Here is a 15,781-nt window from a genome sequence, read left to right as displayed (position 1 = left end):
CGGTCGTGGTGGTTTGGGGGCAGACGGTGGGTTGAAGGCTGCCTCCCAGTACCTTCTTCGCTGATCGTCTGGCCCCTGCTGCCTTCGGCCGTGGGAGCCATTTCGTCATGCCCTCGATCATCCGAGGCGCAGATGGTGCAGCATCAGCAGCGCCGCCACCGCGTTGGCCGACCGCACTTCACCACGGGCGACCAACGCGGGCATCTTCGCGAGCGGCACCCACTCCCGCCGCGCGGACTCGTGCGCATCCTCCGGCACGGTGCGCACCTGCTCGGCGTGATCCGACCAGTACACCCGATGATGCGACGTCGAGATCCCCGGCATCGGGTCGACCGCCAGGAGCAGCCGCAACGGGCCGGGCCGCCACCCGGTCTCCTCCTCGAACTCCCGCGCCGCCGCGACCGAGGGGTCCTCGCCCTCACCGGTCCCACCCGACGGCAACTCCCAGCCCCACGCGCCGGTGATGAACCGGTGCCGCCACAGCAGCAGCACCTCGTCCGCCTCGTTCACGACCGTGGCCACCGCCACGGGCCGCAGCCGGATCACGGTGTGGTCAAGGTGCCGGCCGTCCGGCAGCTCCACGTCGGCCATGTTCACCTTGACCCACCGGCTCTCGTACACGGTACGCTCGCCGAGGTTCCGCCACACTGACACCCTGCTGCCTCTCCTTCGGGGACGCGCCCTATCCGACCACAGTCGGCTACAGCGGGATGCGAAGAGTCTCGTCGATCCGGTCGACGACCTCGCGCGTTGACCCGCTACGGGTGGTGGCGAGGTTGCGGCGTACGCCGACGAGCCGGTCGTGGAGCCGATGCGACTCCATCCCTGCCACGGTGTCGAGCATCTGCATCGCGGTGCCGGCGGCACGGTCGACTTCCCCCGCCCGCAGTTCGCAGTCGGCGAGGGTGGCAAGCCGGTGCATCCGACCGCGGGCGTGGGTCTGGACGGCAACGGCCTCGGCGGCGTACTGCTGCGCAGGCCCGGTGTCACCAAGCCGCATCAGAGTGTCCGCCATCGCGGTCTCCAGCAGGCCGGGCTGGACGTACCCGGTCTCGTCCGGCTCCTCGTCCGGGCGGATCTGCCCGGATGCGATCTCCGCCTGCCCCATGGCCTGGTGGGCGGCCGTCTGGTCGCCCATGCGGGCGAGGGCCGGACTGATGGCGTGTCCGGCGGTGCGCAGCCCTGCCTCGGCGAACGCGACCGCCTGCCGGTACTCGCCCATGAAGAGGGAGTGGTTGACGAGGAGCGCTATCACGTACCCGCCGAACGCCCTGTCCCCGCTCGCCTTCGCCAGCCTCAGGGCCTGGTGGTAGTAGCGCTGCGCGAGGCCCTGGGCGTTGGAGTCGTAGGCACAGATCCCGGCAACGGCGACGAGCCCGCCGACGGCCCGGAGCAACTCGCGGCCGGTGGCGTCCGTATAGGTGCCGCGCATCAGCGGCGCCGTGTCTTCTGTCAGGAACCGCAGGACACGGCCCCGAGTCCCGACGCCGCCCGCCTTTCGGTACATCTGCTCGTAGTGCCGACGCGCGGTCCGCAAATGCTCGACGTCGGGCAGGCCCACGCGGATGGTGCCACGGCTGGACACGTCCACGTCGTCAGGCGGGTTCTCCCACTCCCAGACGGGGCCGACGGCGGGCAGGCCGGTGATCACGGGCGTGCGCTGGACGTCCTCGCGCTGCTGGTGGTCACCGCGCCACAGTGCGGTCGCCCGGCCGATGAACCCCTCAAGCGGAGTCCCTGCTGGGTGCGGCGTAGATCGGGTGCCCATCCCGATGTCGTCAAGGCTGATGCCCCGGCCGAGCCGTCCGGAGAGGACGTCGGCGATCATCTCTGGAGTGCGGCGGTTGCGCGGCCCCCGGCCCGGATCTGGTGTGCTCGTGCCGCTGCCCCTGGAGAGCACCCGATGAGCAGAACAGCCGTAGATATCCAGCTGGAAGTGCTGGACGTCCTGGCGCTCCCGGCCCTGCTCGGCCTGAACGAGGACCGCGCGGCCGGCCGCGTATGCATCTGGTGCGGCCAGCCTCTGACGATCGAGACGGCTGTCGACCTTGGCGAGCAAAAGGCTGAGGATGGTACGTGTTTCCCGCGCGCCTGCCGGACCTGCACCGCTAACCGGGCGCACCGCGGCCTGTTCGCCCACGCGCCCCTGTGCGACCTCTGTGAGACGGAGGCGACGGCCGCCAGGTGCATCGTCGGCCGCGGCTTGTACCGGCTCGTCAGGGACAACCGCCGGTGACCCGCCGGCAGACGACCGCAGGGGCGCGGTCCCCGCACACCCGTCGGTCCCCCCGCGGGAGCCGGCGGGCCCGGTCCGGCACACCCGACCCCGTGATGCCCTGCGGTGTGCCGGGCCGTCACCCTCGTCCCGACAAAGAAAGGTTCTCGATCGTGTTGCCTCCGGCACCGCCAGGCATCGTCCCCTACATCGCCGGATGGAGCGAGGAACGGCTCCTGAAGTGCCCGATCGTCCGCCGCCGCGTGGCCCCTGGGATCGCGTACGCGGATGAAACCCCGTACGACCGGGACAGCTTCGGTGTGCTCTGGGTCCGGTACGCCCTGCGGCCCAAGCAACGCAGGGGCAGCCCACAGCTACGGAACGTCCACCCCTACCGGCAGCGTCGGGCCATGCTGAACATGATGTGCCAGGTCTGCGGTCGGATGCCGCCGGACCCGGGCGGCCCGCATCTGTTTCTCCTGCGGGACTCCTGCGGTGCGGTCCGGGAGGGGGAGCGGACGACGAGTCCGCCGGTGTGCGTGCCGTGCGCCGGGATCTCCATCCAGCTCTGCCGTGCCCTGCGGGGTGGGCGGTTCGTGGCGGCGTGGGCGAGATGCGTGCCCGCGTGGGGAGTCGTCGGTCCCCTCCACCACCCCGTGACGCTTCAGCCCATCCCCGCGTGTCACATGGAGCAGGTGAAGTACGGGTCCCAGTGGGCCCCGTGGGTCCGGGCCGCCCGCACGATGGTGGAACTCCATGACGTGACACCGGCGGACCTGGACCGCGAGTTCGCCGCCCTCGGACGCGACCGCCTGGGGGAAGAGTTCGCCCGGGTCGCGGAGCTGACAGCTGTCGCCTGACGGACCGGGCCGCGGGCAGTACCTCGTGGTCCGGGCCGGGCAGCCCGCGACCGTCCGTATCCCGGAGGTCCGGTACGAGGAGCTACGTACCGCCGCGGCTGAGATGCCTCGCCATGGCGCGCGCTTCGGTGAGTGCTGCGGCCGGGCGGCCCCCCGGTGGGGGCCGCCAAGCAGGTCCAGTGAAGTCCGCTGCGGTTCGACAGCGTCCCGAAGGGGCGCGGAGCGCTCAGTCCTCGAAGTAGGCGTCGAGCACGGCGTCCAGTTGCTCCTCCCACTCCTTGAAGCGCGCCCTGGCCGTCGCTTCGATCTCGATCGGGTACCAGCGGCGGTCAGGGGTGTGCACCGTGACGGTGAAACGCTTCCCGAAGCGGGGCGCCTCCGTCTCGACCGCGCCGATCTCGTCCCAGCGGAACTCGCAGGACTCCTCGTCGAGGCGGAGCCGGACGCCCTTGCGGTCGGCGACTATCCGGGCACGGCGGTCGGCGGCCTCGAAGACCGGGCCGTCAGGCTCGCCCTCGTCACCGTCCTGCTCGTCCTCGCCCTCGGCCTTGGCGTCCTCGGCCTCCGCCTTGTCCTGCGCGGCCTCGGCGCCCTCCTCGGCCTTGGCGGCGGGCGCTTCCATGTCGCGTACCGAGGCCGTCTCCTCGGTCTCGACGGCGTCCTCCGCCTCGGTGTCCTGCCGGTCCGCCGGCACGGGTGCGGTGATCCCGGGAATGAAGGCCGGGTCGAATCCGGCGCCCTCAAGGGGCTGGCTGCTCGATCCTATGCGCTGCTCCACGCGGGCAGTATGGACGACGTTCCTGTGCCGGAACCAGTCAGCCCACCCTTCACGCCGGTTCACCCTGGTCACGCGACCCTGCTCAGGACCGCTCAACTCACCTGACGAACAGGCTCAGTACGGCCGCGACCACGAAGCCCGCGACCGACAGGACCGACTCCAGAACGGTCCATGTCTTCAGAGTGTCGCGTTCGCTGATGCCGAAGTACTTGGCGACCATCCAGAAGCCGCCGTCGTTGACGTGCGAGGCGAAGATGGAGCCGGCCGAGATCGCCATGATGACGAGCGCGACGAACGCCTGGGAGTGGTCGCCCTCGGCGAGGAGGGGGGCGACGATGCCGGCCGTGGTGACGATCGCGACGGTCGCCGAACCCTGGGCCACCCGCAGCACGACCGAGATGAGATAGGCGAGCACGAGCACCGGCAGGCCGACGTCGTGGAAGGTGTCCGACAGGGCCTGCGCGACGCCGCTCGCCTTCAGCACGGCGCCGAAGACACCGCCCGCGCCGACCACCAGCAGGATGTTGCCGACCGGCTTCAGCGAGGAGGTCGACACGGTCTCCAGGGACTTGCGGGACCAGCCCCGGCGCAGACCCAGCAGGTAGTACGCGAGCAGCAGCGCGATGGTCAGCGCCACGAACGGGTTGCCGAAGAACTCGATCACCGAGCGGGTGGTGGAAGGGTCAAGGGCGATGGAGGAGAAGGTGGCGGCGAGGATCAGCACCAGCGGGGTGCCGATGATGGTGAGGACCGTGCCCAACGGGACCGGCTGCTCCTGCGGCCGCGTACCGGCCGCCCGCTGTTCCTCGACCACCGCCCGCCGTGCCTCCTCGGCGGCCTCGACCATGTCCTGCGGTACGGCCACGAAGATCCGCCGGCCGATCCAGGCGGAGAAGGCCCAGGCTGCGAGCACGGCGGGGATGCCGCAGACGATGCCCATGAGGATGATCCAGCCGAGCTGGACGTGCAGCAGCCCGGCGGCGGCCACCGGGCCGGGGTGCGGCGGCAGGAAGGCGTGGGTCATGGACAGGCCGGCGAGCAGCGGCAGGCAGTACAGCAGGATGGACCGGCCGGAGCGCTTGGCGGCGGCGTACACGATGGGCGCGAGCACGAAGATGCCGACGTCGAAGAAGACGGGGATGCCGAAGATCAGGCCCGTCAGACCCATCGCGAGGGGCGCCCGCCGCTCGCCGAACAGGCCGAGCAGCCGGGATGCCAGCACCTCGGCCCCGCCGCTGACTTCGAGGATCGCGCCGAGCATCGTGCCGAGACCGATGATGATCGCGACGTGGCCGAGGATGCCGCCCATTCCGGATTCGATGGTGGAGACTGCGTCGGAACGCTGGACGGTGCCGAAGAGTTCGGTGACCGACAGGCCGGAGAGCAGGCCGACGGCGATGGAGACGGCGAGGAGGGCGACGAACGGCTGCAGCCGCGCCTTGATGATCAGGAAGAGCAGGAGGGCGATGCCGATGGCGGCGACGACGAGCAGTCCCGCGGTGCCGTCGACCAGGAGGAGCAGCCCTCCGGTGTGGGGTGGCGCGGCGGGCGCGGCGGCGGCGAGCGGCAGGGATATGGGGGTCATGCGGGGGTCCTCTACGGGGGTACACGGTGCTTTCGGGCAGGGGGGATCGCGGCACGGCGCCCCGGGGGTGGGGAGCGCCGTGCCTGCGGAGTACGGGTGCGGGGACAGCGGTCAGCCGAGTACGGCGAGCGCGTCGATCTCGATGAGGAGTCCCGCGGGCAGGCCGACGTAGACGGTGGTGCGCGCGGCGGGCGGCTGGGTGAGGCCCTGCTCCTCGAAGTAGGCGTTGTAGAGGTCGTTCATCTCAGCGAAGTGCGCGACGTCGGTGAGGTAGACGCGGATCATCATCGCGTCGTCCCAGCTCGCGCCGCCCTCCTCCAGGATCGCCTTGACGTTGGCGAGGGTCTGGAGGGTCTGCTCGCGCAGGGTGGGGCCGGCCGGCGTGGGCGGCTTGCCCGGCTCGGCGGGGAGGAATCCGACCTGACCGGCGACCTGGAGGACGTTGCCCTTCTTGACACCGTGCGAGAACTTCGCGGGCGGGGTGGTGTGGGTCGCGGGGGTGAGCGCGGTCTTCTCGGTCATGCGGGGGTTTCCTTCGCTGGAGTTCTGCCGGAGTACTCGCCGCTGATGGCGTCGGCGGTGCGGCGCACCTGCGGGAGCAGGGTGAGGAGTTCGTCGGCGGTGACGACGACGTTCGGCGCGGAGACGGACATCGCGGCGACCACCCGGCCGTCCGCGCCGCGGATGGGGGCGGCGACGCAGTTGATGGACTCCTCGTGGCCGCCGAGGTCGGTGGCCCAGCCCTGTTCCCGGACCTTGTCCAACTCCCTTAGGAAGGCGGGGGCGTTGGGGGTGGAACGGGCCGTGTACATGGGGTAGTCGAGCTGTTCCGCGAGGGCGCGGCGCTCGGCGTCGGACAGGTCGGCGAGGAGCAGTTTGGCGACGGCGGCGACGGTGATGGCGACGGGCTTGCCGATCCGCGAGTACATGCGCACCGGGTAGCGGCTCTCCACCTTGTCGATGTACAGCACCTCGTGCTCCTCGTACACGGCGAGGTGGACGGTGTGTCCGCAGGCTTCGTTGAGGCGGACCAGGTGGGGGTGGGCGATCTCACGGACGTCCAGGTTCTCCATCGCCTCCTGGGCGAGGGCGAAGAGACGGGCGCCGAGCCGGTAGCGCTGGTCGGCCTGGCGGTAGACGAGGCCGTGTTCGTGCAGGGTGCGCAGCAGGCGCAGCGCGGTGGACTTGTGCACGCCGAGCCGGTCGGCGACCTGGCCGAGGTCGGCGGGGCCCTCGGCGAGCAGCGGCAGGATGCTCAGCGCGCGGTCGACGGTCTGGCTCATGGCGTGGGTACCTCCTCATCGGCCCGGCCCGCGGCGTGTGTCCAGCCGGGGCCGAGTCGAAGTCTCCCCCAGGCCGCGTCGTCCAGGGCGATCAGCCGGTCGGCGTGGTCCCTGGAGGGTGGCACGGCGAGGTCGCCGGGCACGGTGAGCGCGGCGGCGGCCATGAGATGCCCGGCCCTGATCCGCTCCCGCACGGACAGCCCGCGCAGCGTCGCGGACAGAAACCCGGCGGCGAAGGCGTCCCCGGCCCCGACGGGCGCGACGACATCGACATTCAACGCGGGCACGAAGGTACGGGTGTCCGCGGCGGGGACGGAGACACCCGTGTTCGGCACAGGAACCGAGGCGCCCACGCCCGAACCGGAGCCGGAGGCACGCGCACCCGTGTCCGAAGCGGGGCCCGAGGCACACGTGTCCGAGGCAGGGGCCGAAGCTCGCGAGTCCGAAGCGGTGACCGAGGCGCGGTTGCCCAAGGCCGGGACGGAGGTGCGGGTGTCCGAGGCCGGGACGGAGGTACGCGAGTCCGAGGTCGGGACGGAAGTGCCCGTCTCCCCGACGGGGACGGAGGTAGGCGAGTCCGCGGCGGCTGCGGGCCGTGTGGCCCGGCCCGGCGCGGACGTGGTGCGGCCGGGACCAGGGCCGGGGTCGGAGCCGGTCCGCTCCGACGGGGTGTTCCCAGCACCGCCCACGTCGCCCGAGCGACCCGGATCCCCCACGGCGCCGTCACCCCGGGCACCATGCACACCGCGGGCGGCGTCGGCACCCCGGGCACCCCCGGCACCATGCGCGCCGCTGCCGCGGGCGCCACCGGCACTGCCCGGCACATCCACGTCGCCCGCGCCGTCCGTGTCGGCGGCATCCACCCGTTCGAAGACCGTCGCCCCCCGTGCGCCCTGCTTCACCACCAGGGTTCTGGGTTCTGGGAGGAGGGCGCGGATCGCGGTCGGGTCCGGTGTGACGCCCCAGGCCGCCTCCGCCTCGTCGGTGCCCACGAAGACCAGGTCGCAGCCGCGGGCGAGGTCCAGCAACACGCGGGGCGCGGCGGCGTCGCGCCACAGGCCCGGACGGAAGTTCACGTCGAAGGAGACGAGGGGCCGGCGGCCGGGCCGGGGCGCGGTCAGTGCGCGCAGCAGGTCGAGGCAGCCGGCGGAGAGCGCGGCCGTGATCCCGGACAGGTGCAGGATGCGCGCGGCCCGCAGCGCCGCCGGGTCCACGGTGTCGACGGACATCGCGGAGGCCGCCGAACCGGCCCGGTAGTAGGCGACTTCGTGGTCGTCGCCCGCCCGGTCGCCTGCGGTGCGGAAGTAGATCCCGGTGGGCCGCGCCGTATCCCGCCGCACCGAGGCGACGTCGACGCCGTATTCCCCGATGGCCCGGACGAGATGGTCGCCGAAGCCGTCGGCGCCGACCCGGCTGACCCAGCGCGTGGAGTGTCCGGCCGCGGCGAGGACGCAGGCCACGTTGGACTCGGCGCCGCCGATGGCACGGTCGAAGGAGGGCACGTCGGCGAGGCGGCCGGTGCGGGTGGGCAGGAACGTGACCATGGACTCGCCGAGCGCGACGACGTCCACGACGTCGGGGTTCGTGCAAGGTCCGGTGTCGGTCACGATCGTCGCGGCTCCTCGGTGCGTACGCGGGTCTTGGCGGCTCCGTTGACCCCGCGTTGGCCGAGATGTTAGACAGCAGTGAGCGATATACGCAACGGCCGTTGCAACATGAGCAACACACCTGATCAGGGAGGTTCCATGAGCACCGAGGCGCTGGCACGCCTGGCCGAGGAACGCGTCGACCACCGCTTCAAGGGTCTCCCGCCGGACGCCGCGGGGCTGACCGTCGGTGAGCTGGCCGCCCAGCGCCGCAACCTCTTCACCGACGGCTTCACCACCCCCGTGCTCACGCTGTCCGCCGAGCGCCTGGAACACAACCTGAAGCTCATGGAGACGTACGCGACCCGGCACGGCCTGGCCTTCGCTCCGCACGGCAAGACCTCCATGGCCCCGCAGCTCTTCCACCGCCAGCTCGCGCACGGCGCCTGGGGCATCACGCTGGCGGTACCGCACCAGGTGCGGGTGGCGCGGGCGTACGGCGTCGAGCGGATCTTCCTCGCCAACGAGCTGGTGGACGCGGCGGCCCTGCGCTGGATCGCCGCCGAACTCACCGCGGACCCGTCCTTCCGCTTCGTCTGCTACGTCGACTCGGTGCGCGGCGTGGAGCTGATGGACGCGGCGCTGCGCGGGGCCGCCCGCCCCGTGGACGTCGTGGTCGAGCTGGCCGCCGGCGAGGACGCCCGCACCGGCGTCCGGACGGAGGCGGAGTGCGCGGCGGTCGCGGACGCGGTGGCCGCCGCGGGGACGCTGCGGCTGGTCGGTGTCGCCGGGTACGAGGGCGAGGTGCCGCGGGCCGACCCGGAGCGGGTGCACGCATGGCTGGGCCGGCTGATCGCGCTCGCCGTGGACTTCGACCGGGCGGGCCGGTTCGCGGACGCCGGGGAGATCGTCGTCAGCGCGGGCGGCAGCGCCTGGTTCGACGCGGTGGCCGATGTGTTCGCCGGCATCCCCGCGCTGTCCCGGCCCGTCCTGAAGCTGCTCCGCTCCGGCGCCTACGTCTCGCACGACGACGGTCACTACCGCAAGGTGACCCCCTTCAACCGGGTCCCCGAGGAGGGCGCCCTGGAGCCCGCCTTCCGGCTGTGGGCGCAGATCGTCTCCCGTCCGAGCGCCGGGCAGGCCTTCGCCAACGCGGGCAAGCGGGACGCGGCCCATGACCTCGACCTGCCCTTCGCCCAGGTGGTACGCAGGAACGGCACACAACGGCCGGCGACCGGCGTCGCGGTGACCGGGCTGTCCGACCAGCACGCCTGGCTGCGCACCGAACCGGAGGCGGACCTGGAGGTCGGCGACTGGATCGGGCTCGGCCTGTCCCACCCGTGCACGTCGTTCGACAAGTGGCAGCTGATCCCGCTGGCCGAGGCGGACGGCACGGTCGTCGACTACATCCGCACGTTCTTCTAGGAGGCAGCCGGTGGAAGAGCTGGTCATCAGGGACGCGGACGTCGTGGACGGCAGCGGGTCACCGTCGTACCGCGCCGACGTGGTGGTGGACGGCGGCCGGATCGTCTCCATCGTCCAGGAGGCTGCCCAGGCGGGATGCCAACGGCCCAAGGCCCGCCGGGAGCTGGACGCCGAGGGGCTGGTGCTCGCCCCCGGCTTCATCGACATGCACGCCCACAGCGACCTCGCCCTGCTGCGCGACCCCGATCACAGCGCGAAGGCCGCGCAGGGCGTGACCCTGGAGGTCATCGGGCAGGACGGGCTGTCGTACGCCCCGGTCGACGACCGCACGCTCGACGCGGTGCGCCGGGCGATCACCGGCTGGAACGGGTACGGCGACGACATCGACTTCGACTGGCGGTCCGTCGGCGAGTACCTGGACCGGCTGGACCGCGGCATCGCCGTCAACGCCGCCTATCTGATTCCGCAGGGCACGGTGCGCGCGCTCGCCGTCGGCTGGGAGGACCGCCCGGCCACGCCCGCCGAGCTGGACCGGATGCGACAGCTGGTCGCCGAGGGCATGGAGCAGGGCGCGGTCGGCATGTCGTCGGGGCTCACCTACACGCCCGGCATGTACGCCGAGGACGCGGAACTCACCGAACTGTGCCGGGTGGTGGCCCGGTACGGCGGCTACTACTGCCCGCACCACCGCTCCTACGGTGCGGGCGCGCTGGCGGCGTACGCGGAGATGGTGGAGCTGACCCGTGCGGCGGGCTGCGCCCTGCACCTCGCGCACGCCACCATGAACTTCGGCGTGAACAAGGGCCGCGCGCCCGAGCTGCTGGCCCTCCTGGACGAGGCGATCGCCGGCGGCGCCGACATCAGCCTCGACACCTACCCCTACACCCCGGGCTGTACGACGCTCGCGGCGCTGCTGCCCGGCTGGGCGAGCGAGGGCGGCCCGGAGGAGATCCTGGGGCGGCTCACCGACGAGGCGGCCGCCGAGCGGATCCGGCACCACCTGGAGGTCGTCGGCTCCGACGGCTGCCACGGCGTGCCCGTCGACTGGGACACGATCGAGATCTCCGGGGTGACCGACCCGGCCCTCGCCGACCATGTCGGCCGTACGGTCCTGGAGTCGGCACGGCGGCGCGGCGAGGCGCCCTGGACGACGGCCCGCAGGCTGCTGGTCAAGGACCGGCTGGGGCCGACGATCCTCCAGCACGTGGGCCACGAGGAGAACGTCCGCGCGATCATGCGGCACCGGGCGCACACCGGCGGTTCGGACGGCATCCTGCAGGGCGCGAAGCCGCATCCGCGGGCTTACGGCACCTTCCCGCACTATCTGGGCCACTACGTACGGGAGTTGGGGGTGCTGTCGCTGGAGGAGTGCGTCGCGCATCTCACCTCGCGCCCCGCGGCCCGGCTGCGTCTGCCGGACCGCGGGCTGGTCCGCGAGGGGTACCGCGCCGACCTGGTGCTGTTCGACCCCCGCACGGTCGCGGCGGGTTCCACCTTCGAGCAGCCGCGCACGCCACCCACGGGCATTCCGTACGTCCTGGTCGACGGGCAGTTCGTAATCGAAGACAAACGCCGCACGACCGCCCTACCGGGCCGATCAATCCGCCGAACCCTCGCCTGAAGCGCCCCGAAGGGGGCGCGGGGAACTGCGCGATCAGCCACAACGCCGCAGCAGCCGACAACGAACCATCACCGGCCCCAAACGGAGCGCTACGGCTTAGGCAGGGCGCAGCCACTCGCGCTCAGGTTCAGCTTGTTGCCCGTCGTGAAGCAGGCCGGGATCTGGTAGGTCTCCTGGGCGTAGTTGATGCCCTGGCGGACGGTGACGGTGCCGGCCTCGTCGACCTCGCAGGGGTTGTTCACGGTGCAGCGGGCGCCGTCCTCGTTGCCGGTGTTGTTGACGGCGACGACCTTGCCGGTGGCGTTGTCGATCACCGGGGAGCCCGAGGTACCGCCGATGGTGTCGCAGGCCGAGGTGTAGCGGACGGAGTCCTTCCAGGTCCAGCTGCCCTCCTTCAGGCGGTGGACGAAGCCGTCGACGCTGCAGGCGTAGGTCCGCTTCCAGTAGCCGGAGACGACCGTGATGGCGGTGCCGGCGGTCGGGTGCGTGTTCTGCACGGTCAGGGCGTTGATCCCGTAGGTGCTCCTGATCTGCGCGTACGTGCTGGTCAGCTGATAGATCGTGACGTCCGTGTCGGTCATCGTCGCGTACGCGACCTTGCTGGCGCGCAGCGTGCCGACCTGGGTGGCCGAGGCGTTGAGCAGGCCGAAGGTGCGGCTGGACGCCTGGTCGACGATGACCTGGCCGGCGGCCGGGAAGCCGGTCTCCAGGCAGTGGCCGTTGGTGAGTACGAGGGCCGGGTCGGTGTCGGCGGAGTTCGGGAAGCGGATGACGGAGCCGGAGCAGTTGCTGAGCGCGACGGTGCCGGCGAAGTCGACGGCCTGGATCGCGGGCGCGGTGGCGTTCGCGGGCGCGGCGTCGGTGGCCGCGGCCCGGGTGGCCGCGGCCTTCGCCGCTGTGCCGGTGGCGTCCGTCGCCGCGGCCACCGGCGCCGTGCCCGCCCCGGTGATCACCAGGGTCGCGAGCGCGGCAAGGAGAGGCTTCTTCATGTGGGGGTCCCCTCTGCAGACGTAAGCGACCGGAGATCTTCCGGCCGCCGCAGTCTTGTCATGCACATTCTGAAGCCGGACAAAGATCAACAGCAAGAAGCCGTACGCACCCTCACCCGCCCCGCCCAGACCCCCGACTCCCCCGAACCCACCCCGCCGTGGCGTTTCGGTCGCGCCCGCGGCGTCGTGCGGTGTCACTCGTCCTGGTGGATGCGGGGTGTCGGCCGGTCGTGTGATGGATGGGCGGTGTTTCGCGGACCCCGCGGGCCTGTCGGCCGGCGGGCGGGTGTCTCACGTGGCGGATAACACCATCCATGGGCCGTTACCGGGTCGTAAGCTCGCGGACATGCAGGTGATCCAGTCGACCAAGCTCGCCAACGTCTGTTACGAGATCCGGGGCCCCGTGCTTGAGGAGGCGATGCGGCTGGAGGCGGCCGGACACCGGATCCTCAAGCTGAACACCGGCAACCCGGCGGCGTTCGGCTTCGAGTGCCCGCCCGAGATCCTGGAGGACATCCTCCGCAACGTGTCGTCGGCGCACGGCTACGGCGACGCCAAGGGCCTGCTCGCGGCGCGCCGCGCGGTCGTGATGCACAACCAGACCGTCGGCATCGAGACCGACGTCGAGCACGTCTACATCGGCAACGGCGTCTCCGAGCTGATCGTGATGGCGATGCAGGGGCTCCTCGACGACGGGGACGAGGTCCTGGTACCCGCCCCCGACTACCCGCTGTGGACGGCCGCCGTCTCGCTCTCCGGCGGCACCGCCGTCCACTACCGCTGCGACGAGCAGTCCGACTGGATGCCCGACCTCGCCGACGTGGAGCGCAAGGTCACCGACCGCACCAAGGCGCTCGTCATCATCAACCCGAACAACCCGACGGGCGCGGTGTACGACCCGGCGGTGCTGAAGGGCCTGACGGACATCGCCCGCCGGCACAATCTGCTGGTCTGCTCGGACGAGATCTACGACAAGATCCTCTACGACGACGCCACGCACACCCCGACGGCCGCGGTCGCCCCGGACCTGCTGACGCTGACGTTCAACGGCATGTCCAAGGCGTACCGGGTGGCGGGCTACCGGGTGGGCTGGATGTCGATCTCCGGGCCGCGGGCGCACGCCGACTCCTACATCGAGGGCCTGACGATCCTGGCGAACATGCGGCTGTGTGCGAACATGCCGGGCCAGCACGGCGTCGTGGCCGCGCTGAGCGGGCGCCAGACGATCAACGAACTGGTGCTGCCGGGCGGGCGGCTGAAGGAGCAGTTGGACGTCGCCTACGAGCTGCTGACCCAGATCCCGGGGGTCACCTGCGTGCGCCCCAAGGGCGCGCTCTACCTCTTCCCACGCCTGGACCCGAACGTCTTCAAGATCAAGGACGACCGGCAGATGGTCCTCGATCTGCTGCGCCGCGAGAAGATCATGGTGGTCCAGGGCACGGGCTTCAACTGGCCGGAGCCGGACCACTTCCGCGTGGTGACACTGCCCTCGGCGGGGGACCTGAGGGACGCGGTGACCAGGATCGGCTCGTTCCTGGACGGCTACGCACAGCCGTAGCCGGACCGCCGCGCCTCACCCCGGGTAGCCATCCGACCCGCTTGCGCGACCAGGATCAACTTTAGACGAGTTCTAAGCTAGGATGGCTTCCTGTCAGAGCACAGGAGGCCATCTCCCATGTACGAACCGACCCGCACCGGACCGTCCCCCCGGTCCCCGCACGGCAACCCGATGGCCGGCACCCCCTCCGACTTCCCCCACCGGTCGCGCGAGGAGGAGCTGGACATCCAGCTCGCCGGACACCTCGCGGCACTGCTCGCCGTCACGGACGAGCTGCGCACCCTCGCACCCTCCGACGAACTGGACACGGCGTCCGCACGGCTCGCCGAGCAGGTGACCCGGCTGCGAGGCGGGCACGCGCCGGCCCGCATGTCCGGCACCGCGTCCGGCACCGCGTCCGACCCCCGCCCGGCCGCCCTGCACCACCGGGCACACACGCTGGCCGGCCGCGCCCTGGTCGTCGCGGCGTCCCGCGCCGACACCACGGCGGCGATCCTGTCCGCCGAGCGCATGGACACCCACGCCGCCGCACTGAGCGACCTGCCGGAACTCAGCGCGGCCCACTGACCCCTGGCCCGGGTCCCCGAACGGCCCCGGTCCGCGCGCACCCGCAGCGACGCGCGGACCGGGCGCCCTCAGCCCTCAGCCCTCAGCCCTCTTCACCCTGCTTCGCCTCACTTCACCCCGCCGAGCGGAATGGCTTGTTCCTGTTGCATAACGGGATCGGCCCGACACCCTCCGTTCATCACACCCCCCACGGAACGTTGAATTCCGGGAGCAGTCTGCCTCCCGTGAGACGTATCGCGGGAATAGTCCTCGCGGTGCTGCTGATCGGCGGCGTGGTGACCGCCGTCGTCGCAGGCCGACAGGGCGAGGACAAGGGCACGGCAACGAAGACCGTGCAGGGAGTGATCGGATCGGAGAAGGCCGAGTTCTTCGCCGATCCCGACGTGGTGAAGGCCCTCGCCGACAAGGGCTTCACCGTGAGGACCGAGTCATCGGGGTCCTGGGCGATGGAAGGACTCGACCTCAAGGGGTACGACTTCGCCTTCCCGTCCAGCCAGGCCCCGGCCGGTCAACTGGCCGAGAAGTACCGGGTGCATGAGCCCCTGCCGCGCCCCTTCTACTCGCCGCTCGTCGTGGTGGCGCACCGCAGCGCGGCCGACGTGCTCGCCGCGAACGGGCTGGCCACGCTCGACGGCAAGAGCCGCGGCACCCTGAAGATGGCCGCCTACCTGGACGCCGCCCGCCACGACCGGACCTGGCAGCAGCTCAAGGGCGCCGGCCGGCACGGAGAACTGACCGGCACCCTCTACATCGCAAGCACCGACCCGGAGTCCTCCAACTCCGGCGCCCTCTATCTGGCCGCGGCCTCCTACGTCGCGGGCGGCGGCAAGGTCGCAGCGAGCACGGCCGACATCGACCGCACCGCCCCGCTGCTGCGCAAGCTGGTCGCCGTCCAGGGCGCCCAGCAGTCCAGCTCGGACGGTCCGTTCCGGGACTTCATCAGCGGGGCCGGCAATCCGCTGGTGCTGGTGTACGAGTCGCAGGTCGCCACGCTCCTCGGCGAACAGAAGTCGGTCGACGACCTGGTCGTCCTCTACCCCGACACCACCGTCAACAGCGACCACACCGTCGTGCCGCTCACCGACGAGGGCCGCGCGCTCGGGGAACTGCTCAGCACCGACCCGACGCTGCGCAAGCTCGCCGTCCGACACGGCTTCCGCCCGCAGGGCGACACCGCCGAGTTCATCGCGGCCACGGCCGACCGTGCCGCCTACCTCAACCAGAAGCTGACCGGTGTCCGGCAGGCGCCCGTGCCCACCTCCGAGGTGCTGCACGAGATGGCCCGCCGGGCACGCGGCTGATCCGGGGGGATAC

The 15,781-nt window shown here is 71.5% G+C and carries 14 protein-coding genes and 2 pseudogenes; 7 read left to right on the top strand and 9 right to left on the bottom strand.

Annotation, left to right across the window (positions count from 1 at the left end; translation table 11 throughout):
• Positions 1 to 117: 117 nt before the first annotated feature.
• Positions 118 to 654: an NUDIX hydrolase gene (locus ACFYTE_RS01665; RefSeq protein WP_388703389.1), complete on the bottom strand. Its 537-nt coding sequence runs from the start codon at positions 652 to 654 to the stop codon at positions 118 to 120.
• Positions 655 to 700: 46 nt separating this feature from the next.
• Entirely contained in the window at positions 701 to 1,828 is a 1,128-nt protein-coding gene (locus ACFYTE_RS01660; RefSeq protein ID WP_388703386.1) for a transcriptional regulator, read from the bottom strand.
• Positions 1,829 to 1,903: 75 nt separating this feature from the next.
• On the opposite strand from ACFYTE_RS01660, the gene ACFYTE_RS01655 reads away from it, so the two are divergent.
• Together ACFYTE_RS01655 and ACFYTE_RS01650 are read left to right on the top strand one after the other, a co-directional pair.
• Positions 1,904 to 2,236 carry a hypothetical protein gene (locus ACFYTE_RS01655; protein WP_388703384.1) on the top strand — a complete coding sequence of 111 codons (333 nt, stop codon included), beginning with the start codon at positions 1,904 to 1,906 and terminating at the stop codon, positions 2,234 to 2,236.
• Positions 2,237 to 2,388: 152 nt separating this feature from the next.
• On the top strand, positions 2,389 to 3,075 hold the full coding sequence (locus ACFYTE_RS01650; protein WP_388703381.1) for a hypothetical protein: 687 nt from the start codon (positions 2,389 to 2,391) through the stop codon (positions 3,073 to 3,075).
• Positions 3,076 to 3,301: 226 nt separating this feature from the next.
• On the opposite strand, the gene ACFYTE_RS01645 is transcribed toward ACFYTE_RS01650, so the two are convergent.
• The 6 genes and pseudogenes from ACFYTE_RS01645 to ACFYTE_RS01620 all read right to left on the bottom strand — a co-directional run.
• Positions 3,302 to 3,853 (bottom strand): hypothetical protein, encoded by a 552-nt coding sequence (locus ACFYTE_RS01645; RefSeq protein ID WP_388703379.1) that lies wholly within the window; start codon positions 3,851 to 3,853, stop codon positions 3,302 to 3,304.
• A gap of 97 nt (positions 3,854 to 3,950) precedes the next feature.
• Positions 3,951 to 5,438: a GntP family permease gene (locus tag ACFYTE_RS01640; RefSeq protein WP_388703376.1), complete on the bottom strand. Its 1,488-nt coding sequence runs from the start codon at positions 5,436 to 5,438 to the stop codon at positions 3,951 to 3,953.
• Positions 5,439 to 5,549: 111 nt separating this feature from the next.
• Positions 5,550 to 5,960, bottom strand: a complete 411-nt coding sequence (locus ACFYTE_RS01635; protein WP_388703373.1) for a RidA family protein — start codon at positions 5,958 to 5,960, stop codon at positions 5,550 to 5,552.
• Positions 5,957 to 6,721, bottom strand: coding sequence for an IclR family transcriptional regulator (locus ACFYTE_RS01630; protein WP_388703370.1), 765 nt, complete (start codon positions 6,719 to 6,721; stop codon positions 5,957 to 5,959). Before ACFYTE_RS01630 ends, ACFYTE_RS01635 begins: the two co-directional genes overlap by 4 nt.
• Positions 6,718 to 7,014, bottom strand: a pseudogene (locus ACFYTE_RS01625) (PfkB family carbohydrate kinase); the annotation flags it as partial. The gene ACFYTE_RS01630 and the pseudogene ACFYTE_RS01625, both read right to left, overlap by 4 nt.
• Positions 7,015 to 7,536: 522 nt before the next feature.
• A pseudogene (locus tag ACFYTE_RS01620) lies at positions 7,537 to 8,328 on the bottom strand (sugar kinase); the annotation flags it as partial.
• 138 nt (positions 8,329 to 8,466) lie between these two features.
• On the opposite strand from ACFYTE_RS01620, the gene ACFYTE_RS01615 reads away from it, so the two are divergent.
• Both ACFYTE_RS01615 and ACFYTE_RS01610 read left to right on the top strand, forming a co-directional pair.
• Positions 8,467 to 9,732 carry an amino acid deaminase gene (locus ACFYTE_RS01615; RefSeq protein WP_388703367.1) on the top strand — a complete coding sequence of 422 codons (1,266 nt, stop codon included), beginning with the start codon at positions 8,467 to 8,469 and terminating at the stop codon, positions 9,730 to 9,732.
• 10 nt (positions 9,733 to 9,742) lie between these two features.
• Positions 9,743 to 11,353 (top strand): amidohydrolase family protein, encoded by a 1,611-nt coding sequence (locus ACFYTE_RS01610; RefSeq protein ID WP_388703364.1) that lies wholly within the window; start codon positions 9,743 to 9,745, stop codon positions 11,351 to 11,353.
• An 89-nt stretch (positions 11,354 to 11,442) separates the two neighbouring features.
• Here ACFYTE_RS01610 and ACFYTE_RS01605 read toward each other — a convergent pair whose 3' ends face one another.
• Positions 11,443 to 12,342, bottom strand: coding sequence for a trypsin-like serine peptidase (locus ACFYTE_RS01605; RefSeq protein ID WP_388703362.1), 900 nt, complete (start codon positions 12,340 to 12,342; stop codon positions 11,443 to 11,445).
• 346 nt (positions 12,343 to 12,688) lie between these two features.
• Between ACFYTE_RS01605 and ACFYTE_RS01600 the strand changes: the two genes are divergently transcribed.
• The 3 genes from ACFYTE_RS01600 (at position 12,689) to ACFYTE_RS01590 (ending at position 15,768) form a co-directional block, all read left to right on the top strand.
• Entirely contained in the window at positions 12,689 to 13,900 is a 1,212-nt protein-coding gene (locus tag ACFYTE_RS01600) for a pyridoxal phosphate-dependent aminotransferase (protein ID WP_388703359.1), read from the top strand.
• Positions 13,901 to 14,017: 117 nt separating this feature from the next.
• Positions 14,018 to 14,467 carry a hypothetical protein gene (locus ACFYTE_RS01595; RefSeq protein ID WP_388703356.1) on the top strand — a complete coding sequence of 150 codons (450 nt, stop codon included), beginning with the start codon at positions 14,018 to 14,020 and terminating at the stop codon, positions 14,465 to 14,467.
• A gap of 224 nt (positions 14,468 to 14,691) precedes the next feature.
• Entirely contained in the window at positions 14,692 to 15,768 is a 1,077-nt protein-coding gene (locus ACFYTE_RS01590) for a hypothetical protein (RefSeq protein WP_388703355.1), read from the top strand.
• Positions 15,769 to 15,781 lie beyond the last annotated feature (13 nt).

The sequence above is a fragment of the Streptomyces sp. NPDC004629 genome, from assembly GCF_042873595.1.
GTDB lineage: Bacteria > Actinomycetota > Actinomycetes > Streptomycetales > Streptomycetaceae > Streptomyces.
This window is presented reverse-complemented; position numbering and strand designations above follow the sequence as displayed.

Excerpts from the sequence above, each read along its gene's own strand:
- ACFYTE_RS01660 (WP_388703386.1), bottom strand. The coding sequence starts at position 1,828 with ATGATCGCCGACGTCCTCTCCGGACGGCTCGGCCGGGGCATCAGCCTT.
- ACFYTE_RS01655 (WP_388703384.1), top strand. The coding sequence starts at position 1,904 with ATGAGCAGAACAGCCGTAGATATCCAGCTGGAAGTGCTGGACGTCCTG.
- ACFYTE_RS01640 (WP_388703376.1), bottom strand. The coding sequence starts at position 5,438 with ATGACCCCCATATCCCTGCCGCTCGCCGCCGCCGCGCCCGCCGCGCCA.
- ACFYTE_RS01635 (WP_388703373.1), bottom strand. The coding sequence starts at position 5,960 with ATGACCGAGAAGACCGCGCTCACCCCCGCGACCCACACCACCCCGCCC.
- ACFYTE_RS01630 (WP_388703370.1), bottom strand. The coding sequence starts at position 6,721 with ATGAGCCAGACCGTCGACCGCGCGCTGAGCATCCTGCCGCTGCTCGCC.
- ACFYTE_RS01615 (WP_388703367.1), top strand. The coding sequence starts at position 8,467 with ATGAGCACCGAGGCGCTGGCACGCCTGGCCGAGGAACGCGTCGACCAC.
- ACFYTE_RS01605 (WP_388703362.1), bottom strand. The coding sequence starts at position 12,342 with ATGAAGAAGCCTCTCCTTGCCGCGCTCGCGACCCTGGTGATCACCGGG.
- ACFYTE_RS01600 (WP_388703359.1), top strand. The coding sequence starts at position 12,689 with ATGCAGGTGATCCAGTCGACCAAGCTCGCCAACGTCTGTTACGAGATC.
- ACFYTE_RS01595 (WP_388703356.1), top strand. The coding sequence starts at position 14,018 with ATGTACGAACCGACCCGCACCGGACCGTCCCCCCGGTCCCCGCACGGC.